At 65.5% G+C, this 20,408-nt stretch carries 19 protein-coding genes; 14 read left to right on the top strand and 5 right to left on the bottom strand.

What is annotated here, in order from left to right; genetic code table 11:
- Positions 1-137: 137 nt before the first annotated feature.
- Positions 138-1,637, top strand: coding sequence for a Do family serine endopeptidase (locus QRQ56_RS24435; RefSeq protein WP_438743554.1), 1,500 nt, complete (start codon positions 138-140; stop codon positions 1,635-1,637).
- A 141-nt stretch (positions 1,638-1,778) separates the two neighbouring features.
- Here the strand turns inward: QRQ56_RS24435 and serB are convergent, their stop codons facing one another.
- Entirely contained in the window at positions 1,779-2,684 is a 906-nt protein-coding gene (serB, locus tag QRQ56_RS24430; RefSeq protein ID WP_438743553.1) for a phosphoserine phosphatase SerB, read from the bottom strand.
- A gap of 11 nt (positions 2,685-2,695) precedes the next feature.
- Here serB and miaA point away from each other — a divergent pair, with 11 nt between their 5' ends.
- The 8 genes from miaA (at position 2,696) to QRQ56_RS24390 (ending at position 11,117) form a co-directional block, all read left to right on the top strand.
- Complete coding sequence (miaA, locus tag QRQ56_RS24425; protein ID WP_438743551.1) at positions 2,696-3,637, top strand: tRNA (adenosine(37)-N6)-dimethylallyltransferase MiaA; 942 nt, start codon at positions 2,696-2,698, stop codon at positions 3,635-3,637.
- Between the two features lie 332 nt (positions 3,638-3,969).
- Positions 3,970-5,745 carry an acetolactate synthase 3 large subunit gene (locus QRQ56_RS24420; RefSeq protein ID WP_438743550.1) on the top strand — a complete coding sequence of 592 codons (1,776 nt, stop codon included), beginning with the start codon at positions 3,970-3,972 and terminating at the stop codon, positions 5,743-5,745.
- Positions 5,746-5,769: 24 nt separating this feature from the next.
- Entirely contained in the window at positions 5,770-6,312 is a 543-nt protein-coding gene (ilvN, locus tag QRQ56_RS24415) for an acetolactate synthase small subunit (RefSeq protein WP_028145447.1), read from the top strand.
- Between the two features lie 3 nt (positions 6,313-6,315).
- Positions 6,316-7,005, top strand: a complete 690-nt coding sequence (locus QRQ56_RS24410; RefSeq protein ID WP_438743548.1) for a class I SAM-dependent methyltransferase — start codon at positions 6,316-6,318, stop codon at positions 7,003-7,005.
- Positions 7,006-7,068: 63 nt separating this feature from the next.
- A complete protein-coding gene (locus tag QRQ56_RS24405; protein WP_438743547.1) occupies positions 7,069-7,944 on the top strand; it encodes an EamA family transporter in 876 nt (291 codons plus the stop codon).
- A gap of 8 nt (positions 7,945-7,952) precedes the next feature.
- Positions 7,953-8,555: a LysE family translocator gene (locus QRQ56_RS24400; protein WP_438743545.1), complete on the top strand. Its 603-nt coding sequence runs from the start codon at positions 7,953-7,955 to the stop codon at positions 8,553-8,555.
- A gap of 133 nt (positions 8,556-8,688) precedes the next feature.
- Positions 8,689-9,708 carry a ketol-acid reductoisomerase gene (gene ilvC, locus QRQ56_RS24395; protein WP_438743544.1) on the top strand — a complete coding sequence of 340 codons (1,020 nt, stop codon included), beginning with the start codon at positions 8,689-8,691 and terminating at the stop codon, positions 9,706-9,708.
- Positions 9,709-10,268: 560 nt separating this feature from the next.
- Complete coding sequence (locus QRQ56_RS24390; protein WP_438743739.1) at positions 10,269-11,117, top strand: SDR family oxidoreductase; 849 nt, start codon at positions 10,269-10,271, stop codon at positions 11,115-11,117.
- Positions 11,118-11,126: 9 nt separating this feature from the next.
- Here QRQ56_RS24390 and QRQ56_RS24385 read toward each other — a convergent pair whose 3' ends face one another.
- On the bottom strand, positions 11,127-11,747 hold the full coding sequence (locus tag QRQ56_RS24385) for a hypothetical protein (protein WP_438743543.1): 621 nt from the start codon (positions 11,745-11,747) through the stop codon (positions 11,127-11,129).
- A gap of 107 nt (positions 11,748-11,854) precedes the next feature.
- On the opposite strand from QRQ56_RS24385, the gene QRQ56_RS24380 reads away from it, so the two are divergent.
- A complete protein-coding gene (locus QRQ56_RS24380) occupies positions 11,855-12,511 on the top strand; it encodes a TetR/AcrR family transcriptional regulator (RefSeq protein WP_438743542.1) in 657 nt (218 codons plus the stop codon).
- Between the two features lie 225 nt (positions 12,512-12,736).
- Entirely contained in the window at positions 12,737-14,449 is a 1,713-nt protein-coding gene (locus tag QRQ56_RS24375; RefSeq protein ID WP_438743541.1) for a sulfatase-like hydrolase/transferase, read from the top strand.
- A 194-nt stretch (positions 14,450-14,643) separates the two neighbouring features.
- Here the strand turns inward: QRQ56_RS24375 and QRQ56_RS24370 are convergent, their stop codons facing one another.
- Both QRQ56_RS24370 and QRQ56_RS24365 read right to left on the bottom strand, forming a co-directional pair.
- Positions 14,644-16,203, bottom strand: coding sequence for a glycine betaine ABC transporter substrate-binding protein (locus tag QRQ56_RS24370; RefSeq protein ID WP_438743540.1), 1,560 nt, complete (start codon positions 16,201-16,203; stop codon positions 14,644-14,646).
- A complete protein-coding gene (locus tag QRQ56_RS24365; protein WP_438743539.1) occupies positions 16,200-16,982 on the bottom strand; it encodes an ATP-binding cassette domain-containing protein in 783 nt (260 codons plus the stop codon). Before QRQ56_RS24365 ends, QRQ56_RS24370 begins: the two co-directional genes overlap by 4 nt.
- Before the next feature lie 124 nt (positions 16,983-17,106).
- Here QRQ56_RS24365 and QRQ56_RS24360 point away from each other — a divergent pair, with 124 nt between their 5' ends.
- Positions 17,107-17,925: an ABC transporter ATP-binding protein gene (locus QRQ56_RS24360; RefSeq protein ID WP_438743537.1), complete on the top strand. Its 819-nt coding sequence runs from the start codon at positions 17,107-17,109 to the stop codon at positions 17,923-17,925.
- The gene (locus tag QRQ56_RS24355) at positions 17,925-18,713 is read left to right on the top strand and encodes an ABC transporter permease (RefSeq protein ID WP_438743536.1); all 789 of its coding nucleotides are present in this window, start codon (positions 17,925-17,927) and stop codon (positions 18,711-18,713) included. The genes QRQ56_RS24360 and QRQ56_RS24355 overlap by 1 nt, the downstream gene beginning before the upstream one ends.
- A gap of 45 nt (positions 18,714-18,758) precedes the next feature.
- Here the strand turns inward: QRQ56_RS24355 and QRQ56_RS24350 are convergent, their stop codons facing one another.
- Positions 18,759-19,208: a cupin domain-containing protein gene (locus tag QRQ56_RS24350; protein WP_438743534.1), complete on the bottom strand. Its 450-nt coding sequence runs from the start codon at positions 19,206-19,208 to the stop codon at positions 18,759-18,761.
- 149 nt (positions 19,209-19,357) lie between these two features.
- On the opposite strand from QRQ56_RS24350, the gene QRQ56_RS24345 reads away from it, so the two are divergent.
- Positions 19,358-20,383, top strand: coding sequence for an ABC transporter substrate-binding protein (locus QRQ56_RS24345; RefSeq protein ID WP_438743533.1), 1,026 nt, complete (start codon positions 19,358-19,360; stop codon positions 20,381-20,383).
- Positions 20,384-20,408: the final 25 nt, after the last annotated feature.

The following is a 20,408-nucleotide window of genomic DNA, read 5'->3' as shown; positions in this document are numbered from 1 at the left end:
GCGCCAACGCCAAAGTGAAGGCGAGCGGCCGGTTTTCGCCGTATTATCGGGGTCTTGAGGCCGCTAAGCTACGCGCTTGCGCCGCCCCCCCGTTCGAGCGCAGTCTGAACGTCGAATCCTTTTCTCTGGAGATACCAATGACCGCTGCCACCATTGCCCCGACCCGCTTGCGTTTAGGGCTGGCCGCGCTCGCCGTCGGTGCTTTCACAGCGTTCGGCACGCCGGCCGAGGCGCGCGGCCCGGAGGGCATCGCCGACGTCGCCGAGAAGGTGATCGACGCGGTCGTCAACATCTCGACCTCGCAGACCGTCGAGGCCAAGGGCGGCGGCAGTAACGCCATGCCGCAATTGCCGCCCGGCTCGCCCTTCGAGGAGTTCTTCGACGACTTCTTCAAGAACCGCAGGGGCCCCGGCGGCGGCAGCAAGGGCGGCGACGGCGGCAACAACCCGCCACGCAAGACCAACTCGCTCGGAAGCGGTTTCATCATCGACACCTCGGGCATCGTCGTCACCAACAACCACGTCATCGCGGACGCCGACGAGATCAACGTCATCCTCAACGATGGCACCAAGATCAAGGCCGAGCTGGTCGGCGTCGACAAGAAGACCGACCTTGCCGTGCTGAAGTTCAAGCCGACCAAGCCGCTGATTGCGGTGAAGTTCGGCGACAGCGACAAGCTGCGCCTCGGCGACTGGGTGGTCGCGATCGGCAACCCGTTCAGCCTGGGCGGCACGGTGACGGCCGGCATCGTCTCGGCCAAGAACCGCGACATCTCCTCGGGGCCCTATGACAGCTACATCCAGACCGACGCCTCGATCAATCGCGGCAATTCCGGCGGACCGCTGTTCAATCTCGACGGCGATGTGATCGGCGTCAACACGCTGATCATCTCGCCCTCCGGCGGTTCGATCGGCATCGGCTTCGCCGTGCCGTCGAAGACGGTTGCGGGCGTGGTCGATCAACTCCGCCAGTTCGGCGAGCTGCGCCGCGGCTGGCTGGGCGTGCGCATCCAGAGCGTCACCGACGAGATCGCCGAGAGCCTCAACATCAAGCCGCCGCGCGGCGCGCTGGTTGCCGGCGTCGACGACAAGGGCCCGGCGAAGCCGGCGGGGATCGAGCCCGGCGACGTCGTCGTCAAGTTCGACGGCAAGGACGTCAAGGATCCCAAGGATCTGTCCCGCGTCGTCGCCGACACCGCGGTCGGCAAGGAGGTCGACGTCGTCATCATCCGCAAGGGCCAGGAAGAGACCAAGAAGGTCACGCTCGGCCGCCTGCAGGATCCCGACAAGGTGCAGACCGCGGCGAAGACCGAGGAGCCCGCGCCGGAGAAGCCGGTGACGCAGAAGGCGCTCGGCCTCGATCTCGCCGCGCTGAACAAGGATCTGCGCACGCGCTACAAGATCAAGGAGAGCGTCAAGGGCGTGGTCGTCACCAATGTCGACGCCAGTTCCGACGCCGCCGAGAAGCGGCTCTCCGCCGGCGACGTCATCGTCGAGGTCGCGCAGGAGGCGGTGTCGAGCGGCGCCGATATCCAGAAGCGCGTCGACCAGCTCAAGAAGGACGGCAAGAAGTCGGTGCTGCTGCTGGTCTCGAATGCCGACGGCGAGCTGCGGTTCGTGGCGCTGAGCGTGCAGTAGGGGCGGTCTTAGCCCCACACTCACTGTCATCACCCGCGAAGGCGGGTGATCCAGTATCCCAGAGACGGCAGTGAGTCCCCCGTGGGGCGCGGAGTACTGGATGCCCCGCCTTCGCGGGGCATGACGGCGGAGGGGAGGCGGCTATCCCTCCACGAACTCGTCGCGCCGATAGCCCTGTGCATAGAGCAGCGCGGTGAGGTCGCCGTGGTCGATCCGCGCGGCTGCTGCGGCTGCGACCGCCGGCTTGGCGTGATAGGCGACGCCCAGCCCCGCGGCCTGGATCATCGCGAGATCGTTGGCGCCGTCGCCGACCACGACGGAATCGATGTCGTCGAGATCAAACGACTCCATCAGATCCACCAGCGTCGCAAGCTTGGCCGCGCGGCCCAGGATCGGCTCCTTCACCTCGCCGGTGAACTTGCCGTCGCGCACCACGAGCTCGTTGGCGCGGTTCTCCTGGAAGCCGATTTTGGCGGCGACCGCGCGGGTGAACAGCGTGAAGCCGCCGGAGACGAGGCAGGTATAGGCGCCATGCTTGCGCATGGTCGCAACCAGTGTGCTGCCGCCCGGGGTCAGCGTGATGCGCTTGGCGAGGACCTCGTCGACGACGCCGGCGGGCAGGTCCTTCAAGAGCGCGACGCGCTCGCGCAGCGCCGGCTCGAACTCGATCTCGCCGCGCATGGCACGTTCGGTGATGCCGGCGACATGGGCCTTCATCCCGACGAGGTCGGCGAGCTCGTCGATGCATTCCTGGCCGATCATGGTGGAATCCATGTCCGCGAGAAAAAGCTTCTTGCGCCTGAAGCCAACAGGCTGCACGACGATGTCGATGGGCAGGTCGCCGCGCAGCTCGCGCAGGCGTTGCTCGATGGCGTGACGGTCGGCTTCGAGGTTATTGTCGGCGCCGAAGGGAATATCGACCGCGACGCCGTCGAACAGCCAGTGCGCGGGCGCGGCCTGCGGCAGCACGGCGCGGGCGCCGTCGACGATGGTACTGTCGAGCGCGGGATTGTCGGGGTTGCAGATCAGCGTGGCGACGAGGGACATTTGAGGTTTTCGTGAGCGAGAGGCAAGTCGGCAGAAGGCCTGTTGGCAAGGCCGTGCTTATCGCAGGCCCGACCGCCAGCGGCAAGTCGGCGCTGGCGCTCGAGCTCGCCCTCAGTGCGGGCGGCGTCGTCATCAATGCCGATTCCATGCAGGTCTACCGGGACCTCAGGATCATCACGGCCCGCCCCACACAGGACGAGGAAGCGCGCGCGCCCCATCGTCTGTACGGCCATATCGATGCAGCCGTGAATTTTTCGGCCGGTGCCTGGGTGAGCGATGCGGCGAAGGCGCTGGACGAGGCGCAAGCCGAAGGCCGCCTGCCGATCTTCATCGGCGGCACCGGGCTCTATTTCAAGGCGCTCACCGCGGGGCTCTCCGTGGTGCCGCCGATTCCGGCCGCGGTGCGCGAGGACGTGCGTGCGCGGCTGGAACAGAACGGCGTCGAGGCGCTGCATGCGGAACTGGCGCGTCGCGATGCCCGCGCCGCCGAGCGATTGAACCTGCGTGATCGCACCCGCATCGCGCGCGCGCTCGAAGTGATCGAGGCAACCGGCCGTTCGCTGCTCGACTGGCACCAGGAGGGCCAGCCGCCGCTGCTGCCGCAGGGCAGCTTTCGCGCGGTCTTTCTCGCGCCCGAGCGCGACGAGCTCTATGCCCGGATCGACGCCCGTTTCGATGCCATGCTCGATGCCGGCGCGCTGAAGGAGGTCGAGCGGCTCGCCGCCAGACGGCTCGATCCGCTGCTGCCGGCCATGAAGGCTCATGGCGTCCCGGCCCTGATCCGGCATCTGCGCGGTGAGCTCAGCCTGGAAGAGGCCGCCACCATCGGGCGCGCCGATACCCGTCACTACGCCAAGCGGCAGTTCACCTGGTTCCGGCACCAATTGCCCGACTTCGAATGGGTGAAACCGGAGGAGGCGAGGGGATGGCTCGGCGCCATCATGCGGGGATAGCGACACGCTTTTCTGACCGGGTTCCCCAATTTACCTCTCGCCGAACCCCGGGAACACCGCTACATTGCCTAAATCGCGCGGAAGCGACCGCTTTGCCTTGACATCGAGGCTTTGGTCGTTATGTTTCGCGCAACCTTTGGGAAGCCGAGCGTCTGTCATGCGCAACATTATTACCAAACTCCTTATCGCCGTCGTACCCAGGCACACCGCCGGGGGTGGCTAGCTGCCATCCACATGACAGGCGGTGTGCAGGGTCCCTCTTCGGGGCCTTTTTTATTTCCCGAAACCGACACGAACGAAGCCGCTGACAACAGCGCATCCGGAGCAAGACAATGAGCGACAAGAGCCACGATCCGAACCAGATGACCGGCGCCGCGATGATCGTCCGCGCGCTCATCGATCACGGCGTGACCGACATTTTCGGCTATCCCGGCGGCGCGGTGCTTCCGATCTACGACGAGATCTTCCAGCAGAGCGAGGTCCAGCACATCCTGGTTCGTCACGAGCAGGGCGCGGGCCACGCCGCCGAGGGCTATGCGCGCTCGACCGGCAAGCCGGGCGTTGCGTTGGTGACGAGCGGCCCCGGTGCCACCAACATGGTGACGCCGCTGACGGATGCGCTGATGGACTCGATCCCGCTGGTCTGCATCTCCGGCCAGGTGCCGACGCATCTGATCGGCAACGACGCCTTCCAGGAATGCGACACCGTCGGCATCACGCGGCCCTGCACCAAGCACAATTGGCTGGTGCGCGATGTCAACGATCTGGCGAAAGTCCTGCACGAGGCCTTCTACGTCGCGACCTCCGGCCGCCCGGGGCCGGTGCTCGTCGACGTGCCCAAGGACGTGCAGTTCGCGACCGGCACCTATCATCCGCCGCGCAAATCCGACGTGCACCGCTCCTACGCGCCGCGCGTGAAGGGCGATGCGACGCAGATCCGCAAGGCCGTCTCGCTGCTCGCGAACGCCAAGCGCCCCGTGATCTATAGCGGCGGCGGCGTCATCAATTCCGGCCCTGAAGCGACCAGGCTGCTGCGCGAGCTGGTCGAGGTCACGGGCTTTCCGATCACCTCCACGCTGATGGGCCTCGGCGCCTACCCGGCATCGGGCAAGAACTGGCTCGGCATGCTGGGCATGCACGGCACCTACGAAGCCAACATGACGATGCATGATTGCGACGTCATGCTGTGCGTCGGCGCGCGTTTCGACGACCGCATCACCGGCCGGGTCGACGCGTTCTCGCCCGGCTCGAAGAAGATCCACATCGACATCGACCCGTCCTCGATCAACAAGAACATCCGCGTCGACGTGCCGATCATCGGCGATTGCGGCAACATCCTCGGCGACATCCTCCAGGTCTTCAAGGCGGAAGCGAAGAAGCCCGACGTCAAGGCCTGGTGGCAGCAGATCGCACAGTGGCGCGCGCGCAATTCGCTCTATTACAAGAAGAGCAACGACGTCATCCTGCCGCAGCACGCCATCCAGAGCCTGTTCGAGGCGACGCGGGGCCGCGACACCTACATCACGACCGAAGTCGGTCAGCACCAGATGTGGGCGGCGCAGTTCTACGGCTTCGAGGAGCCGCATCGCTGGATGACCTCGGGCGGTCTCGGCACCATGGGCTACGGCCTGCCGGCCGCGGTCGGCGTGCAGGTGGCCCACCCGGACAGCCTCGTCATCGACATCGCGGGCGATGCCTCGGTGCAGATGACGATGCAGGAGATGTCGACGGCGGTGCAGTACGAGCTGCCGATCAAGATCTTCATCCTGAACAACCAGTACATGGGCATGGTGCGGCAGTGGCAGCAGCTGCTGCACGGCAATCGCCTGTCGCACTCCTATTCGGAGGCGCTGCCTGATTTCGTCAAGCTCGCGGAAGCCTATGGCGGCGTCGGCATCCAGGTGCACAAGCCCGGCGACCTCGACGGCGCCATCCAGGAGATGATCTCGGTCAAGCGTCCGGTGCTGTTCGACTGCCGCGTCGCGGCGCTCGAAAACTGCTTCCCGATGATTCCCTCCGGCAAGGCGCACAACGAGATGCTGTTGCCGGAGCAGGCGAATGACGAGGCGACCGCGAAAGCGTTCGCCGGCGGCAAGGCGCTGGTGTGACGAGAGAGATTTGAGGGGACGACAATGAACCAGCCCGCATCCGCCTACTTCATCGAAGAGCGCCACGATCCCAACGAGACGCACACGCTTGCCGTGCTCGTGCAGAACGAGCCGGGCGTGCTCGCGCGCGTCATCGGCCTGTTCTCGGGCCGCGGCTACAACATCGAAAGCCTTACGGTCTCGGAGACCGAGGCTCAGAAGCATCTGTCGCGCATCACCATCGTCACCACGGGAACGCCCATGGTGATCGCGCAGATCAAGAACCAGCTCGACCGCATGATCCCGGTCTACCAGGTCGTCGACATGACCCAGACCCGGCGCTCGATCGAACGCGAGCTCGCGATGGTGAAGGTGCGCGGGCAGGGCGAGCATCGGGTCGAGGCACTCCGTCTCGCGGACGCGTTCCGCGCCCGGGTGATCGACGCCACCACCGAGAGCTTTGTGTTCGAGATCACAGGCAACACGGACAAGATCAATCAATATATCGACCTGATGCGTCCGCTCGGCCTCGTCGAGGTGTCGCGCACCGGCGTTGCCGCGATCGGCCGCGGGCCTGAAGGGATGTGAACCATGCTGGCGCGCGACTGGTATTACAACGAGCGTAACCGGATGGGGATCGGGCCCGCTGTGGCCTCGATCTACGACGCCCACGACGACGCCGATCTGCGGGCGCGCGCCGCACTGAAATTGCTGGGAGTCCAGCGCGGCTGGCGCATCGCCGACATCGGCTGCGGCAACGGCGTGCTGGCGACCGAAGCGGCGCTGATGGGCGCCGAGGTCGACGCCATCGACATCTCGCCGGCGATGCTGGCGCTCGCCGAGATCTATGCGCGCGACCGCAAGGCGCCCGTGCGCACCCAGTCCGCCGGCCTGCTCAGCTTCGCCTACCGGCCGGAATCCTACGATCTGATCGTCAGCGAATTCACGCTGCATCACCTGCCCGACTTCTGGAAGGCGGTGGCGATGTCGCGGATCTTCCGCGCGCTCAAGCCCGGGGCGACGTTCTATCTGCGCGATATCGTCTACGCATCGATGCCCGACGCGATCGAGCGCGACGTCGATCAATGGGCCGACTTCCAGATCAAGAATCACGATTTCGCGCGCGAAAGCGTGGTGACGCATATGCGCGACGAATATTCGACCTTCGGCTGGGTGATGGAGCGGATGCTGACCGACGTCGGCTTCACGCTGGTCTCGGCCGACTACCACGCACCGATGCACGGCACGTATCTGCTGCGCAAACCCAATCCTTCCACGTAAGAGCCGGCGAGCAAGGCTAGACCAACAACAGGGCTGCACGACAGGGCAGAACCGAGAACAACAATGAAGCCGGCCGATATCTTCATTGCCATCCTGGTGGCGATCATCTGGGGGCTTGCCTTCGTGGCGAGCCGCATTGCGCTCGACGAGTTTTCGCCGGAGCTGATGACGGCGATGCGCTTTTCCATCGCTGCGCTGCCCTGTCTGTTCGTCCCGAGGCCCAAGGTCGCCTGGTCGCTTCTGATCGCGATCAGCCTCACGCTGTTCCTCGGCCAGTTTCTGAGTCAGGCCTACGGCATCGCCCATGGCGTGCCGGTCGGGTTGACCAGCGTCGTGGTGCAGAGCCAGGCGCTGTTCACCATCGGCTTTGCCGCGGTCGCGTTCGGCGAGCGGCCGACGCCGGTGCAGACGCTCGGCATCGCCATCGCTGCAGCGGGCCTGCTCATGATCTGCGGCACGGTCGGCTACGATTTCAGCGTTGGAGCGTTCGCGGTGCTGATGATCGCGCCGGTCTGTTTTGCCGTCGGCAATCTGCTGCTGCGCGGCGCCCGGGGCGCGCCGATGTTCGATTTGTTTGCCTGGCTCTGCCTCACCGCCGCGGTGCCGCTCTTCGCGCTCGCGCTGGCCGTCAACGGGCCAGTGCCGACCTTCCAGTCGCTGATCCACATGTCGCTCAAGGGTCTCATCTGCCTGCTGGTGATCGGCGCGATCTCCACCAGCATCGCCTATTGGCTCTGGGGCCGGTTGCTGCGCGACTATCCCGCCGCGCAAGTGGTGCCGTTCGCCCTGCTGGTCCCGTTCGTCGGCTCGGCCGCTTCCAGCGTCGTGTTCGGCGAGCGGTTCGGGCCGTTGCGGCTTGCCGGCATGCTGACCGTGATCGCTGGTATCGCGGTGATGGTGTTGGCGAACCGCCCGCAAGTCCTGCCGAAAACCGCGTGAGGTGACCGATGACCTCCTCGCTATTCTATGCCTTCCTCGTCTTCATGGTCGTGATGTACTTCACGCCCGGGCCGAACAACATCATGCTGCTGTCCTCGGGCCTGACCTATGGCTTCCGGCGCACCATCCCGCACATCGTCGGCATCGTCCTCGGCTTTGCCTTCATGGTCGCGGCCGTCGGCCTCGGGCTCGGCTCCCTGTTCCTGGCCTATCCGATCCTTCAAACCATCCTGAAATATGCCGGCGCGGCCTACCTGATCTATCTTGCCGCCGCGATCGCCATGTCCGGCCCGACCAGGCCGGGCGAGGAGGATGGCCGCGGCCCGATGACGTTCTGGGGCGCGGCGATGTTCCAGTGGATCAACGCCAAGGGCTGGGTGATCGTGATCGGCACCATCACCGCCTATGCGGCCATCGCCCAATTCCCGCTCAACATCGCGATCCAGACTCTGGTCACCCTGCTGATCGGCACGGTCTCGACCGTACTCTGGGCCCTGTTCGGCTCGGCCTTGCGGCCGGTCCTGACCTCGGAGCGGCTGGTCCGCGCCTTCAATATCCTGATGGCGCTCCTGCTCCTGGCCTCCCTCTACCCCGTTTTCATGGATGCATGATGTCGCGGATTTCCATGCAGAAACGGGTTTCCCTCAGGGGCCGAAATGCTCTAGACAGCCCCCGAAATCCGCAAATTTCACCCTTCGGACACTGACCAATGGCCGATTTCGGCCCTGAACGAGGAAACGACCCATGCGTGTTTATTACGATCGCGACGCCGACCTGAACCTGATCAAGGGCAAGAAGGTCGCCATCGTCGGCTATGGCAGCCAGGGCCATGCCCATGCGCTCAACCTCAAGGATTCCGGCGTCAAGGAAGTGGCGATTGCGCTGCGCAAGGACTCGGGTTCGGTCAAGAAGGCGGAAGCTGCCGGCTTCAAGGTGATGGACGTCGCCGAGGCCGCCAAATGGGCCGACCTCGTCATGATGCTGACCCCGGACGAGCTCCAGGGCGACATCTATCGTGAGCACCTGCACGCCAACATGAAGAAGGGCGCCGCCCTCGTGTTCGCGCACGGCCTCAACGTCCATTTCAACCTGCTCGACCCCCGCGCCGACCTCGACGTGCTGATGATCGCGCCGAAGGGCCCCGGCCACACCGTGCGCTCGGAGTATCAGCGCGGCGGCGGCGTGCCCTGCCTGATCGCGATCGCCAAGGACGTCTCGGGCAATGCCCATGACCTCGGCCTGTCCTACGCTTCGGCCGTCGGTGGTGGCCGCGCCGGCATCATCGAGACCACCTTCAAGGAAGAGTGCGAGACCGACCTGTTCGGCGAGCAGGTCGTGCTCTGCGGCGGTCTGGTCGAGCTGATCAAGGCTGGCTACGAGACGCTGGTCGAAGCCGGCTACGCCCCGGAGATGGCCTATTTCGAGTGCCTGCACGAAGTGAAGCTGATCGTCGACCTGATCTATGAAGGCGGCATCGCCAACATGAACTACTCGATCTCCAACACCGCCGAGTACGGCGAGTACGTCACGGGTCCCCGCATCGTCACCGCCGAGACCAAGGCCGAGATGAAGCGCGTTCTCGCCGACATCCAGGGCGGCAAGTTCGCCCGCGACTGGATGCTCGAGAACAAGGTCAACCAGACCTCGTTCAAGGCGACCCGCGCCAAGCTCGCCGCTCACCCGATCGAGGAAGTCGGCGCCAAGCTGCGCGACATGATGCCCTGGATCAAGAAGGGCGCGCTGGTCGACAAGTCGAAGAACTGACGACCGTCATTCCGGAGGCGCGAAGCGCAACCCGGAATCTCGATCGACGACCTCTGGATTCCGGGTTCGCGCTCATGCGCGCCCCGGAATGACGAGTAAAACACAAGCTTCGCTCGCCAAACCAATTCTTAAATCTTCGCGACTAGATTGGAGCGAGATCGCAAATAGCGGTCTCGCTCTTTTCGTCTCGCGCGAAGCATTGCTGCTTCATTCAAATTCTTCGCGAGCTGATGTGTTCTCCGAGCACGAAGAACTGACGCTTAATCCACATTCTTGATCTCGCGTCGTTTGTCAGGGCTTTTCGGGAGTCCTCGATCGCCAAAAGCGCTGTGCCCTCAGAGTCTAGGATTCGCCTCTTCATCCGCGTTCTCATGATGCGGTCGATCGCGCTTTTTCACGTTCGCGCGCCGCTTCATCTTGAGAACCGACACCTGCCGCATGTTCTTGCAGCGCGCCCAGGGAAGGAAAAAGTCGTCGGTGCGCGGCTTGAGAACCTGACGGCGTTGCGCCGGCGCGGCCGTTCCCTACATTGGTCGCGGGGCACAACAGGGGGAATGACCATGCGATCCGTCGTCGTCACCGGAGCGTCCACCGGCATCGGTTGGGCCACTGCAAAATTCCTGATTGGGCGCGGCTATCGCGTCTTTGGCAGCGTTCGCAAGCAGGCCGATGCCGACAGGCTCGAGGCCGAGTTCGGCGCCAATTTCACTCCATTGCTGTTCGACGTCACCGACGAGGCTGCGGTCCTCGCGGCTGCGCGGGGCGTGCGCGAGGCATTGGCGGGCGAGACGCTGGCCGGCCTCGTCAACAATGCCGGCGTCGCCGTCGCCGGTCCCGTGCTCGAATTGTCGGCCGACGATTTCCGCCGCCAGATGGACATCAACGTCATCGGCCCCGTGATCGCGACGCAGGCCTTCGGGCCACTACTCGGCGCGGATCCTTCGCTGAAGGGGCCAAAGGGGCGGATCGTGATGATCAGCTCGGTTGCGGGCAAGAACGGCAATCCGCTCTCGGCGCCGTACTGCACCTCCAAGCACGCCATCGAGGGATTGTCGGAAAGCCTGCGCCGCGAATTGATGCTGTTCGGCATCGACGTCATCATCGTCGCCCCAGGCGCGGTGAAGACGCCGATCTGGAGCAAGGCCGAAGAGATCGACCTGTCCGTCTACCAGAACTCGCCCTATCTGCCGGCGCTGAACAAAGTCATGGCCTTCATGATGGACCTCGGCGCCAAGGGCCTGCCGGCCGAGCGCATCGCCGAGATCGTGTTCGAGGCGCTCACTGCGGCGAGCCCGAAGGTGCGCTACCAGATCACCCCGGACCCGATGCGCCATTTGATCTCGAGCGTGCTGCCGAAACGGACGCTCGACCGCATCATCGCCAAGCGGCTCGGATTCCTCCCGCAGTGAAGCGGGCGCTCAGCCCGCCGCAACGGTCTGCTGATGCGGATGGCGGGCCATCGCGATCATGCGCAGCGCCATCACGATCAGGAGCGGAATGAGGAAGGCGGCATAGAGCGGCATCGCCGGCACGCGCTTGCCGAACGAGACCATGAACTGGAACCAGAGATAATAACCGCTGGCAAGGTGCAGCATTCGCCAGGCGCGCGGTCCGATCAGTGCGACCGCGCGGTCGAACGAGGTCGCGCTCATGGCGATGATGACAGCATAGCCGATCCCGCCGAAGATGTAGGAGGCGGGTGAGGTGGCCTCCGCGAAGCCGGCCCGGTCCATGTTGGCGAAGGCGATGATCGCGACCGCGTGGATGGCGTGGGACGCGGCAAAGCTGAGGCCAAGATAGCGGCGGTTGCGGCGCTGCCAGCGCGTCCAGGCGTTTGGCCAGAGCCGGGCAAGGGCCGCCGCGCTGAAGGCGAGGCAGAACAGCAGCAGCGAGCTGCGCGCCGTGAAACGGATCACCATCCGCACGCCCTCGACCTCGAACTGCCGCATCGAGGCGATCCACAGGCTGAGGACGACGAGGCTAAGGGTGAGGGCGGCCAGCAGCCGCCAGCCTTCGAGCCAGCCTTGACGTTGCGACATGATCATCTCCTCCATTATGTAATCATCGATTACATTGTGCGACGCGGGTGCGGTCAATCGTGTAATCGCTGCTTACATTCACGTTCGGGTGATGCTAGGACGCATCCATGACCACCCGTCAGCCTTCCAAGCCGCGTCCCCGCCGTCCCGCGGCCCAAAAACCAAGGCCGTATCACCACGGCGATCTTCGCCGCGTCCTGATCGATGCTGCGCTGCAACTCGCTGCGGAGGGCGCAGAAGTCTCGGTCCGTGAGGCTGCGCGCCGGGCCGCGGTGTCGCCGGGCGCGCCGTTCCGGCACTTTCCGAACCGCGATGCGCTGATGGCCGCGGCGGCCGAGGAGGCGCAGCGGCGTTTTCGCGCCGAGATCGAGGCCACGCTGAGCAAGGCTCCGGCCGCCGGCCCGCTCGGCCGTTTCCGCGCCTTCGGCCTGGCCTACCTGCGCTGGGCGATGCGCAATCCCGCTCACTTCGAGATCATCTCCACCGGGCGCTATTTCGCCCATGGCAGCTCCGCCGAGCTGACCCGCGACAATGCCGAGTTGATCGGCCTGACCGAAGGGATCCTGGCCGAGGCGGCGGAGCAGGGGCTGCTGCGTCCGGCCGATCTCAAGCAAGTCCAGATCGCCGGCCGCGCGCTGGTCTACGGCTTTGCCCGGATGAATCTCGACGGCCACTTTCCGCGCTGGGGTGTCGCGGAAGGGGAGATCGAGCGGATGGCGGAACAGGTGATCGACCTGTTCATCGCCGGGATCGCGAAGTCCTGACGCCGGCGGCAGCTCTGCCCGAACCTTCATGGTGCCCTGTGCGGCACCTCGCCGCTCGACACGACTAAGCGAAGGTCGGGTCACCGCGCACGTTGCCTGTCCTTGACCGTTCCGTTACAGTTTTATGACACGGTGCAGGCTTCCGGCTGCGCCGGATGCCCTAGCCGCCGTGAGGCCGGCCGGACGGCTAGGTATCATTGCCGGACCAGCTGTTGCGTGCCGTCGATGGCGTCCGCGCCTAATCCAGGTCCTTCTGCCACCACCGCCGTGCTGGCGAGCGTCGCCGCGCTCGGCATCTGGCGCCTGCTCGCCGTTGCCGCCCCGCACCTTGCCGCGCTCGCACTGATGTACCAGACCGAGACCGATTTCGGCTCGCGCCTGTCCTTTGCGCTCGCCTGGGGCATTCTCAACTTCTTCTGGATCACGCTGCTGCGGCGGCCGGCGCTGTCGGGCGCGCTGTCGCTGACCATGGTCGTGGTGCTGGTGCTGCTGTCGCGGCTCAAGCACGACGTCGTCCAGATGACGGTCAACTTCATCGACCTGATGATGATCGACCGGGACACCGTGGCATTCCTGTTCACGATCTTCCCGAATTTGCGCTGGTCGGTGATCCTGGCCGGCCTCGTCACGCTGCCGCTGATGTATGCGCTGTGGTGGCTCGACCCGTTCCGCATCCGCCGCCTGCCGGCGCTCGCCTGCAAGCTCGCCTGTCTTGCCGCGCTGGTCGGCTATTCGCTCTATCATCCGGACGAGGCCTGGCGCGGCTATTACGACGACGGCTATCTCTCGAAATTCTTCCGCTCCGGCGTAAGTTCGGTGTCGGACTTCGTGCAATACGGCTTCATGGAATCGGCCGCCGCGAGCAACGAGCGGCTCAATATGCCGCTGGTCGATTCCTGCCACGCCGCCGGTCGCCGGCCGAACATCATCATGATCCATGATGAATCGAGCTTCGACATCCGCGCGGCGCAAGGGATCAAGGTGCCGCAAGGCTATGGCAGCCACTTCAAGTCCTGGGACGGCAAGCAGCGCACGTTCCTGGCCGAGAGCAATGGCGGGCCGAGCTGGTTCACCGAATACAACGTGCTGGCGGGGCTCTCGTCGCGCTCGTTCGGCCGCTTCGCCTATTTCGTGACGCGCATCGCCTCCAACCGCGTCGAGCGCGGGCTGCCTTTGGCTCTGCGCCGTTGCGGCTACGACACCATGTCGCTCTATCCCGCCTATGGCGGCTTCATGGCCGCCCGCAGCTTCCAGATGACGACGGGCATCGAACGCTTCTTCGATTCCAAGGATCTCCACGCCAAGGACGTCGAGCCCGACAGCTTCTTCTACGACAAGGCGCTCCAGCTGATGGGACAGCAGCCGCCCAACAAGCCGCTGTTCACCTTCATCTATCTCGGCGCCAACCATTTCCCCTGGGAGACGCGCTTCCGCCCCGAGCTGCTGCCGAACTGGCGCGCGCCGGGCAATGTGGCGTCCATCGACGAATATCTGCGCCGGCAGGCGATGAGCGCCGAGCAGTACAAGGCGTTCGTCGCGGGCCTGAAGAAGACCTTTCCCGGCGAGCCGTTCCTGATCGTGCGCTATGGCGATCACCAGCCGGAGTTTGCGCCTGGGATCCTCGAGCCGGGGCTCGACGAAGGCGCACTCGGCAAGAAGCTCGACGCCTACGATCCGCGCCTCTACGCGACCTACTACGCGATCGACGCCCTCAATTTCGAGCCGGTGAAGAGCGATGCCGTGATGGACACGATCGACGGCCCCTATCTGCCGCTGGTGATCCAGGAAGCCGCCGGCATTCCGCTCGACCCGTCCTTCGCCGAGCAGAAGGAGATCATGCTCCGCTGCAAGGGCGTGTTCTTCGGCTGCAAGGACGGCGCCGAAGCCCGCCGGCTGAACCGCCTGCTGATCAACGCGGGCATGATCCGGGGGCTGTAGCGGCGATCGCCTGCACCGCAACTTCAACTCTTCGACCGTCACCCTGAGGTGCTCAGTAGGCGGCGTAAGCCGCTTGCTGAGCCTCGAAGGGCGACAGCCCGGCTGTATCGACATCGGGGCCGTTCATCCTTCGAGGCTCCCCATGGGACGCGTTGCGTCCCATGCCTCGCGCCTCAGGATGACGGGTCGCGAATCTACCGTCCGCCCACCTTCTCCCACAGCCATCTCGCAACCGCGTCCGGCGACGAATTCGCGTCATTGCCGCTGGCGCGCAAATTCGCCTCGCGCATCGTGGCGATGTCGATCTTGCCGAGCAGCGGGCTCAGCGCGGCCTTCAGCCGCTCGTCGCCGGCGCGTTTCGGTGCGAGCAGCAGGATCGCATCATAGGGCGGGATCGCGTGCTTGGGGTCGTCGAGTGCGACGAGGTCGTATTTCGCGATCAACCCGTCGCTGGTGTAGCCGGCGATGACGTCGACCTCGCCGCCGGCAACCGCCGCATACATGAAGTCCGGCTGCATCTGGCGCTGGGCGCGGAACGAAAGCCCATAGGCCTTTTGCAGCGCCGCCCATTCGGGGCGTGAGAAGAATTCATAGTCGCCGGCAATCGACAGCGTCGGAGCATGTGCGGCGAGGTCGGCAACGCTGCGGATGCCGAGCGCCTCGGCCTTCTTCCGCGGCATCACCAGCGCATAGGCATTCTCGAAGCCGAGCTCGCCGAGCAGGGTGATGTTCTCCTTCGCCAGCGCCGGCTTCAGTTCCGCGATCAGCTCGGCGCGCGGCTTGATGTCGGTGCGATGCAGCTGGTTGGCCCACAGCGTGCCGGAATAATCGACATAGAGGTCGATGTCGCCGGCCTTCAGGGCCTCGAAGATCACGCTGGAGCCGAGGCCCGAGCGTGCCGTTGCGGACAGGCCCGCCGCCTGCAGGCGGTCCTTCATCAAAGCCGATAGCACATATTGCTCGGCGAACGTCTTGGCCCCGACGACGTAGCCCTGCGACGAACGTCCCATGGTCGGCACCAGCGTCGCGGCGACCAGTGCCGCGATGCCGGCTGCGCCGAGCCCGGCGCGCACGCGGCTGCGCCGGCGCAGGCCGCTCTCGATCAGCCCGAGCAATTGATCGACGGCGAGCGCGAGCAGGGCCGAGGCAAAGCAGCCGAACAGCACGAACACCCAGTTCTGGGTCTGCAATCCCGCAAAGATGTAATTGCCGAGGCTGGTCTGCCCGATCGGCGTCGACAGCGTCGCGGTGCCGATCACCCACACCGCGGCGGTGCGGATGCCCGCCATCATCACCGGCAGCGCCAGCGGCAGCTCGACCATCACCAGCGACTGCCGCGCCGTCATGCCGACGCCCTTGGCGGCCTCAATCAGCGCGGGATCGATGCCGTTGAGGCCGGTGATGCCGTTGCGCAGCACCGGCAGCATCGAATAGAGCGCCAGCGCCAGCATCGCCGGCAGGAAGCCGAACGCCGAGAACGAAACGCCGAACCAGGCTAGCGTCACGGACGCGATCAGCAGCAGCAACGGATAGAACAGCGCGAGCAATGCGAGCCCCGGCACCGTCTGCACGATGCTGGCGAGCGCGAGCAGGATGGCGCGCGGTGCCGGGCGATTGCGCGTCAGGATCGCCAGCGGCAGGCTGACGGCAAGGCCGAGCGCGAGCGCGGCGAGGCTCACCCGCACGTGGTTGCCGAGATAGTCGGGCAGATGCGACAGCGCCTCGACCCAGCGCGGATCGGCGAGGAAGCTCATGCCGCACCGCCCGTCGGCAGCAGGGCGTTCAGCCGCTCGACCTGGCGCCGCGGCGTGCGCAGCAGCTCGAGCACGTAGGCATCGCCGCTGTTCGACAGCTCGGCAGGCGTGCCCTGCGCCAGCAGCTTTCCGCTGCGCATCACCGCGATGCGGTCGGCGAGCAGGATCGCCTCCGTCATGTCGTGCGTGATCATCACCGTGGTCAGGCCGAGCTTGCGATGCAGCGAGCGATAATCGTCGCCGAGCGCGTCGCGGGTGAGGGGATCGAGCGCCCCAAACGGCTCGTCCATCAGCACGATGCGCGGCCTTGCCGCCAGCGCCCGCGCCACGCCGACGCGCTGGCGCTGGCCGCCGGAGAGCGCCTCGGGCAAGCGGTCGCGATGCGCGGTGCGGTCGAGCTGCACGAGCTCCAGCAACTCGTCGACGCGCGCTGCGATATCCGCGGGCCGCTCGCCCAGCAGTTTCGGCGTGATCCCGATATTGTCGGCGACGCTCAGATGCGGAAACAATCCACCGCTCTGGAAGACGTAACCGATCCGCCGCCGCAGCGCGACCGGATCGACGTTCTGCACGTCCTCGCCGTCAACAATGATGCTGCCGCCGTCGGCCTCGATCAGCCGGTTGGCGAGCCGCAGCAGCGTCGTCTTGCCCGAGCCCGAGCCGCCGACGATCGCCAGGAATTCGCCCTCGGCGATATCGAGCGAGACATCGTCGACGGCCCTCAGCCGGCCGAAGCTTTTGGTGACGTGCACATAGCTGATGGCCGGCTTGGAAGGCATTCGACGCAGCTCATTCTTGCTTCCCCTCCCCTGGAGGGGCAGGGCATGCGTAGCACGCTTGGCGGCTTGATTGAACTTGGCCGCGCGAGCGGCTAAGGCATCAGGCGAAATTCGGAGGAAGCAGATGTCGACGCCCACGGCAGTGGCGCTGGAAGATGCCAAGGTCGCGTTCCGGCTCGGGGACGGGCGGGTCTATACGGCGGTGGAGAAGGCCCATCTTGCGGTCGCGCAGGGCGAGTTCGTCGCCATCGTCGGCCCCACCGGCTGCGGAAAATCGACGCTGCTCAACGTCGCGGCCGGGCTGCTGAAGCCGGCCGCCGGCAGCGTCAGCATTTTCGACCGGCCGCTCGCCGGGCTGAACCGGGATGCCGGCTATTTGTTCCAGGCCGACGCGCTGTTCCCGTGGAAGACCGCGCTCGACAACGTCGCGATCGGGCTCGAGGTGCAGGGCACGCCGCGCAGCGAAGCGCTGCCCCGGGCGCAGCAATGGCTGACTTCGGTCGGCCTCGGGGCGTTTGCCAACCGCTATCCGCACATGCTCTCGGGCGGCCAGCGCAAGCGCGTGGCGCTGGCGCAGGTGCTGATCCGCGACCCCAAGATCCTCCTGATGGACGAGCCGTTCGGGCCGCTCGATGCGCAGACCCGGCAGGTGATGGGCAATCTGCTGCTCGACCTCTGGAGCGCCGACCGCAAGGCGGTGCTGTTCGTGACCCATGACCTGGAAGAGGCGATCGCGCTCGCCGACCGCGTCGTGATCATGTCGGCGGGGCCGTCCTCGCGTATCATCGGCGACTGGAAGGTTACGCTGCCGCGGCCACGCGACATCTTCGAGGTGCGGCTCGACAAGCAGTTCCACGAGCTGCATCGCGAAATCTGGGGCGTGCTCAAGGACGAGGTGATGAAGGGCTACGCGCAATCCACGCAACCGGCGGAGGCGGTCTGATGTCGCGCCCGACGCTGTTCGCGCTGCAAGTGCTGGTCGCGGTCGTCTGCATCGTGCTGTGGCAGGTGCTGTCGACCGTCCCCGTGTTCGGCAAGATCCTGCTGCCGCCGTTCTTCTTCTCCAACCCGCTCGACGTGTTCAGCCAGATCGTGAAGTGGTTCGCCTCCGGCGTGATCTGGAAGCATCTCGGCATCACCTTGACGGAATCGATCCTTGCCTTCGTGATCGGGTCGGCCGGCGGCGTCCTCGTCGGCTTCTGGTTCGCGCGCCAGCCGCTGGTCGCCGCGGTGTTCGACCCCTACGTCAAGATGGTCAATGCGCTGCCGCGCGTGGTGCTGGCGCCGATCTTCGCGCTGTGGCTGGGCCTCGGCATCTGGTCCAAGGTCGCGCTCGGCGTGACGCTGGTGTTCTTCATCGTGTTCTTCAACGTCTATCAGGGCGTCAAGGAAGTCAGCCGCACCGTGCTCGACAACGGCCGCATGCTCGGGATGAGCGAGCGGCAGCTGATGCAGCACGTCTACTGGCCGTCGGCGCTGTCGTGGATGTTCTCATCGCTACACACCTCGGTCGGCTTCGCCGTGGTCGGCGCGGTGGTCGGCGAATATCTGGGGTCGGCCGCCGGGCTCGGCTATCTGATCCAGCAGGCCGAAGGCGTGTTCGACGTCGCCGGCGTGTTCGCCGGCATGTTCGTGCTGTCGGCGTTCGTGATCCTGATCGACTACGGCGTCACGCTGGTCGAGCGGCGCCTGCTGGTGTGGCGACCGGCCGCATCGGACGGGCGGGGGTAGAAGCAGGGCCCGCGCATCGGCGCGAGCCCCGCATCGCGCGTAGGCCTAGTCCAGCAGCTTGGTATCGTCAGGCGCCTGCGGCGGGGTCTTGATCGCGATCGCCTTGACCTGTCCGCTGATCGGCTTGGTGCCGCCATGCGGCGTGCCCTTCGGAATGATGACGAGGTCTCCGGGCTTCACCGTGACCTCCTTGTCGCCGAGCCAGATCGTGCCGGTGCCGTCCAGGATGTACTGGATCTCGTTGGTGTTGGGATGCATGTGCTTGGGCACATTGCCGACCTGGATCGAGATGGTGGCACCGTCGGCGCTGGCGAACATCTTCGAGCGGTAGCCGACATTGTTGGCGGCCCCGAGGGCGTCGCCCGCCATCTCGTCGGTGTGGATGATCTGCGCGGTGATGTTCTCGGCGGCCAGCGCCGGCCGGAGCCACTGGTTGGCGCCGCATCCGGCGGCAAAGGCGGCGGCGATCGACAGCCCGGCAACAAGGCGATTCATGGATTCCTCCCCATCTGGAATTGTTGTTGTGGAGCCATGCTATTGCGACCGAAGGAAGATGGCCAGAGGAGAGGGATCAAAGACCTTGGTTGCGCTTCTCAAGCCGGGTGCGCTGCTCTATGGTGCCGCCGGCCGAACGGAGGAAACCAATGAAGAACACGATTGCCAGGCTCGCCGGTGCGCTGCTCGCGCTGACGCTCACCACCGGATTTGCCGCGGCGCAAAGCAAGGTCACCATCGCGGTCGGCGGCGGTTCGTGCCTGTGCTATTTGCCGACCGTTCTGGCCAGGCAGCTCGGCGAATACGAGAAGGCCGGCCTCAATGTCGAGCTCGTGGACCTCAAGGGCGGTTCGGACGCGCTGAAGGCCGTGCTCGGCGGCAGCGCCGACGTCGTCTCCGGCTATTTCGACCATTGCGTCAACCTCGCCGCCAAGAAGCAGGAGCTCCAGGCCTTCGTGGTCTATGACCGCTATCCCGGCCTCGTGCTGGTGGTCGCGCCCTCGCGCACCAACGACATCAAGTCGGTCAAGGACCTCGCCGGCAAGAAGGTCGGGGTCAGCGCGCCCGGCTCGTCGACCGATTTCTTCCTGAAATACATGCTCAAGAAGAACGGTGTCGATCCCACCAGCGCCGCCGTGATCGGTGTCGGCCTCGGTGCCACCGCGGTCGCCGCGATGGAGCAGGGCCAGATCGATGCCGCCGTGATGCTCGATCCCTCCGTCACCGTGCTGCAGGGCAGCCACAAGGATCTGCGCATCCTCTCCGACACCCGCACGCAAAAGGACACGCTCGAGACCTTCGGCGGCGAATATCCGGGCGGTGCGCTGTACTCGACCGCGGCCTGGGTCGCCAAGCACGAGAAAGAGACGCAGGCGCTCACCAATGCGATCCTCGCCACGCTCGCCTGGATCCATTCGCACAGCCCCGAAGAGATCATGGCCAAGATGCCGGAGGAGACGGTCGGCAAGAACAAGGACCTCTATCTCGCCGCGCTGAAGAACACGATCCCGATGTACTCGGAGACCGGCAAGATGGACCCGAAGGGCGCGGACGCCGTGCTCGCGGTGTTCAGCGTCGGCTCGCCCGAGGTCGCCAATGCCAAGATCGACGTCAGCAAGACCTTCACCAATACGTTCGTCGAGCAGGCCAAGAAGACCACGGGGAATGCCAAATAACTGACGCGAAGATGGGGTAGTCGTC

This window comes from Bradyrhizobium sp. U531 (assembly GCF_051710265.1).
GTDB lineage: Bacteria > Pseudomonadota > Alphaproteobacteria > Rhizobiales > Xanthobacteraceae > Bradyrhizobium.
This window is presented reverse-complemented; position numbering and strand designations above follow the sequence as displayed.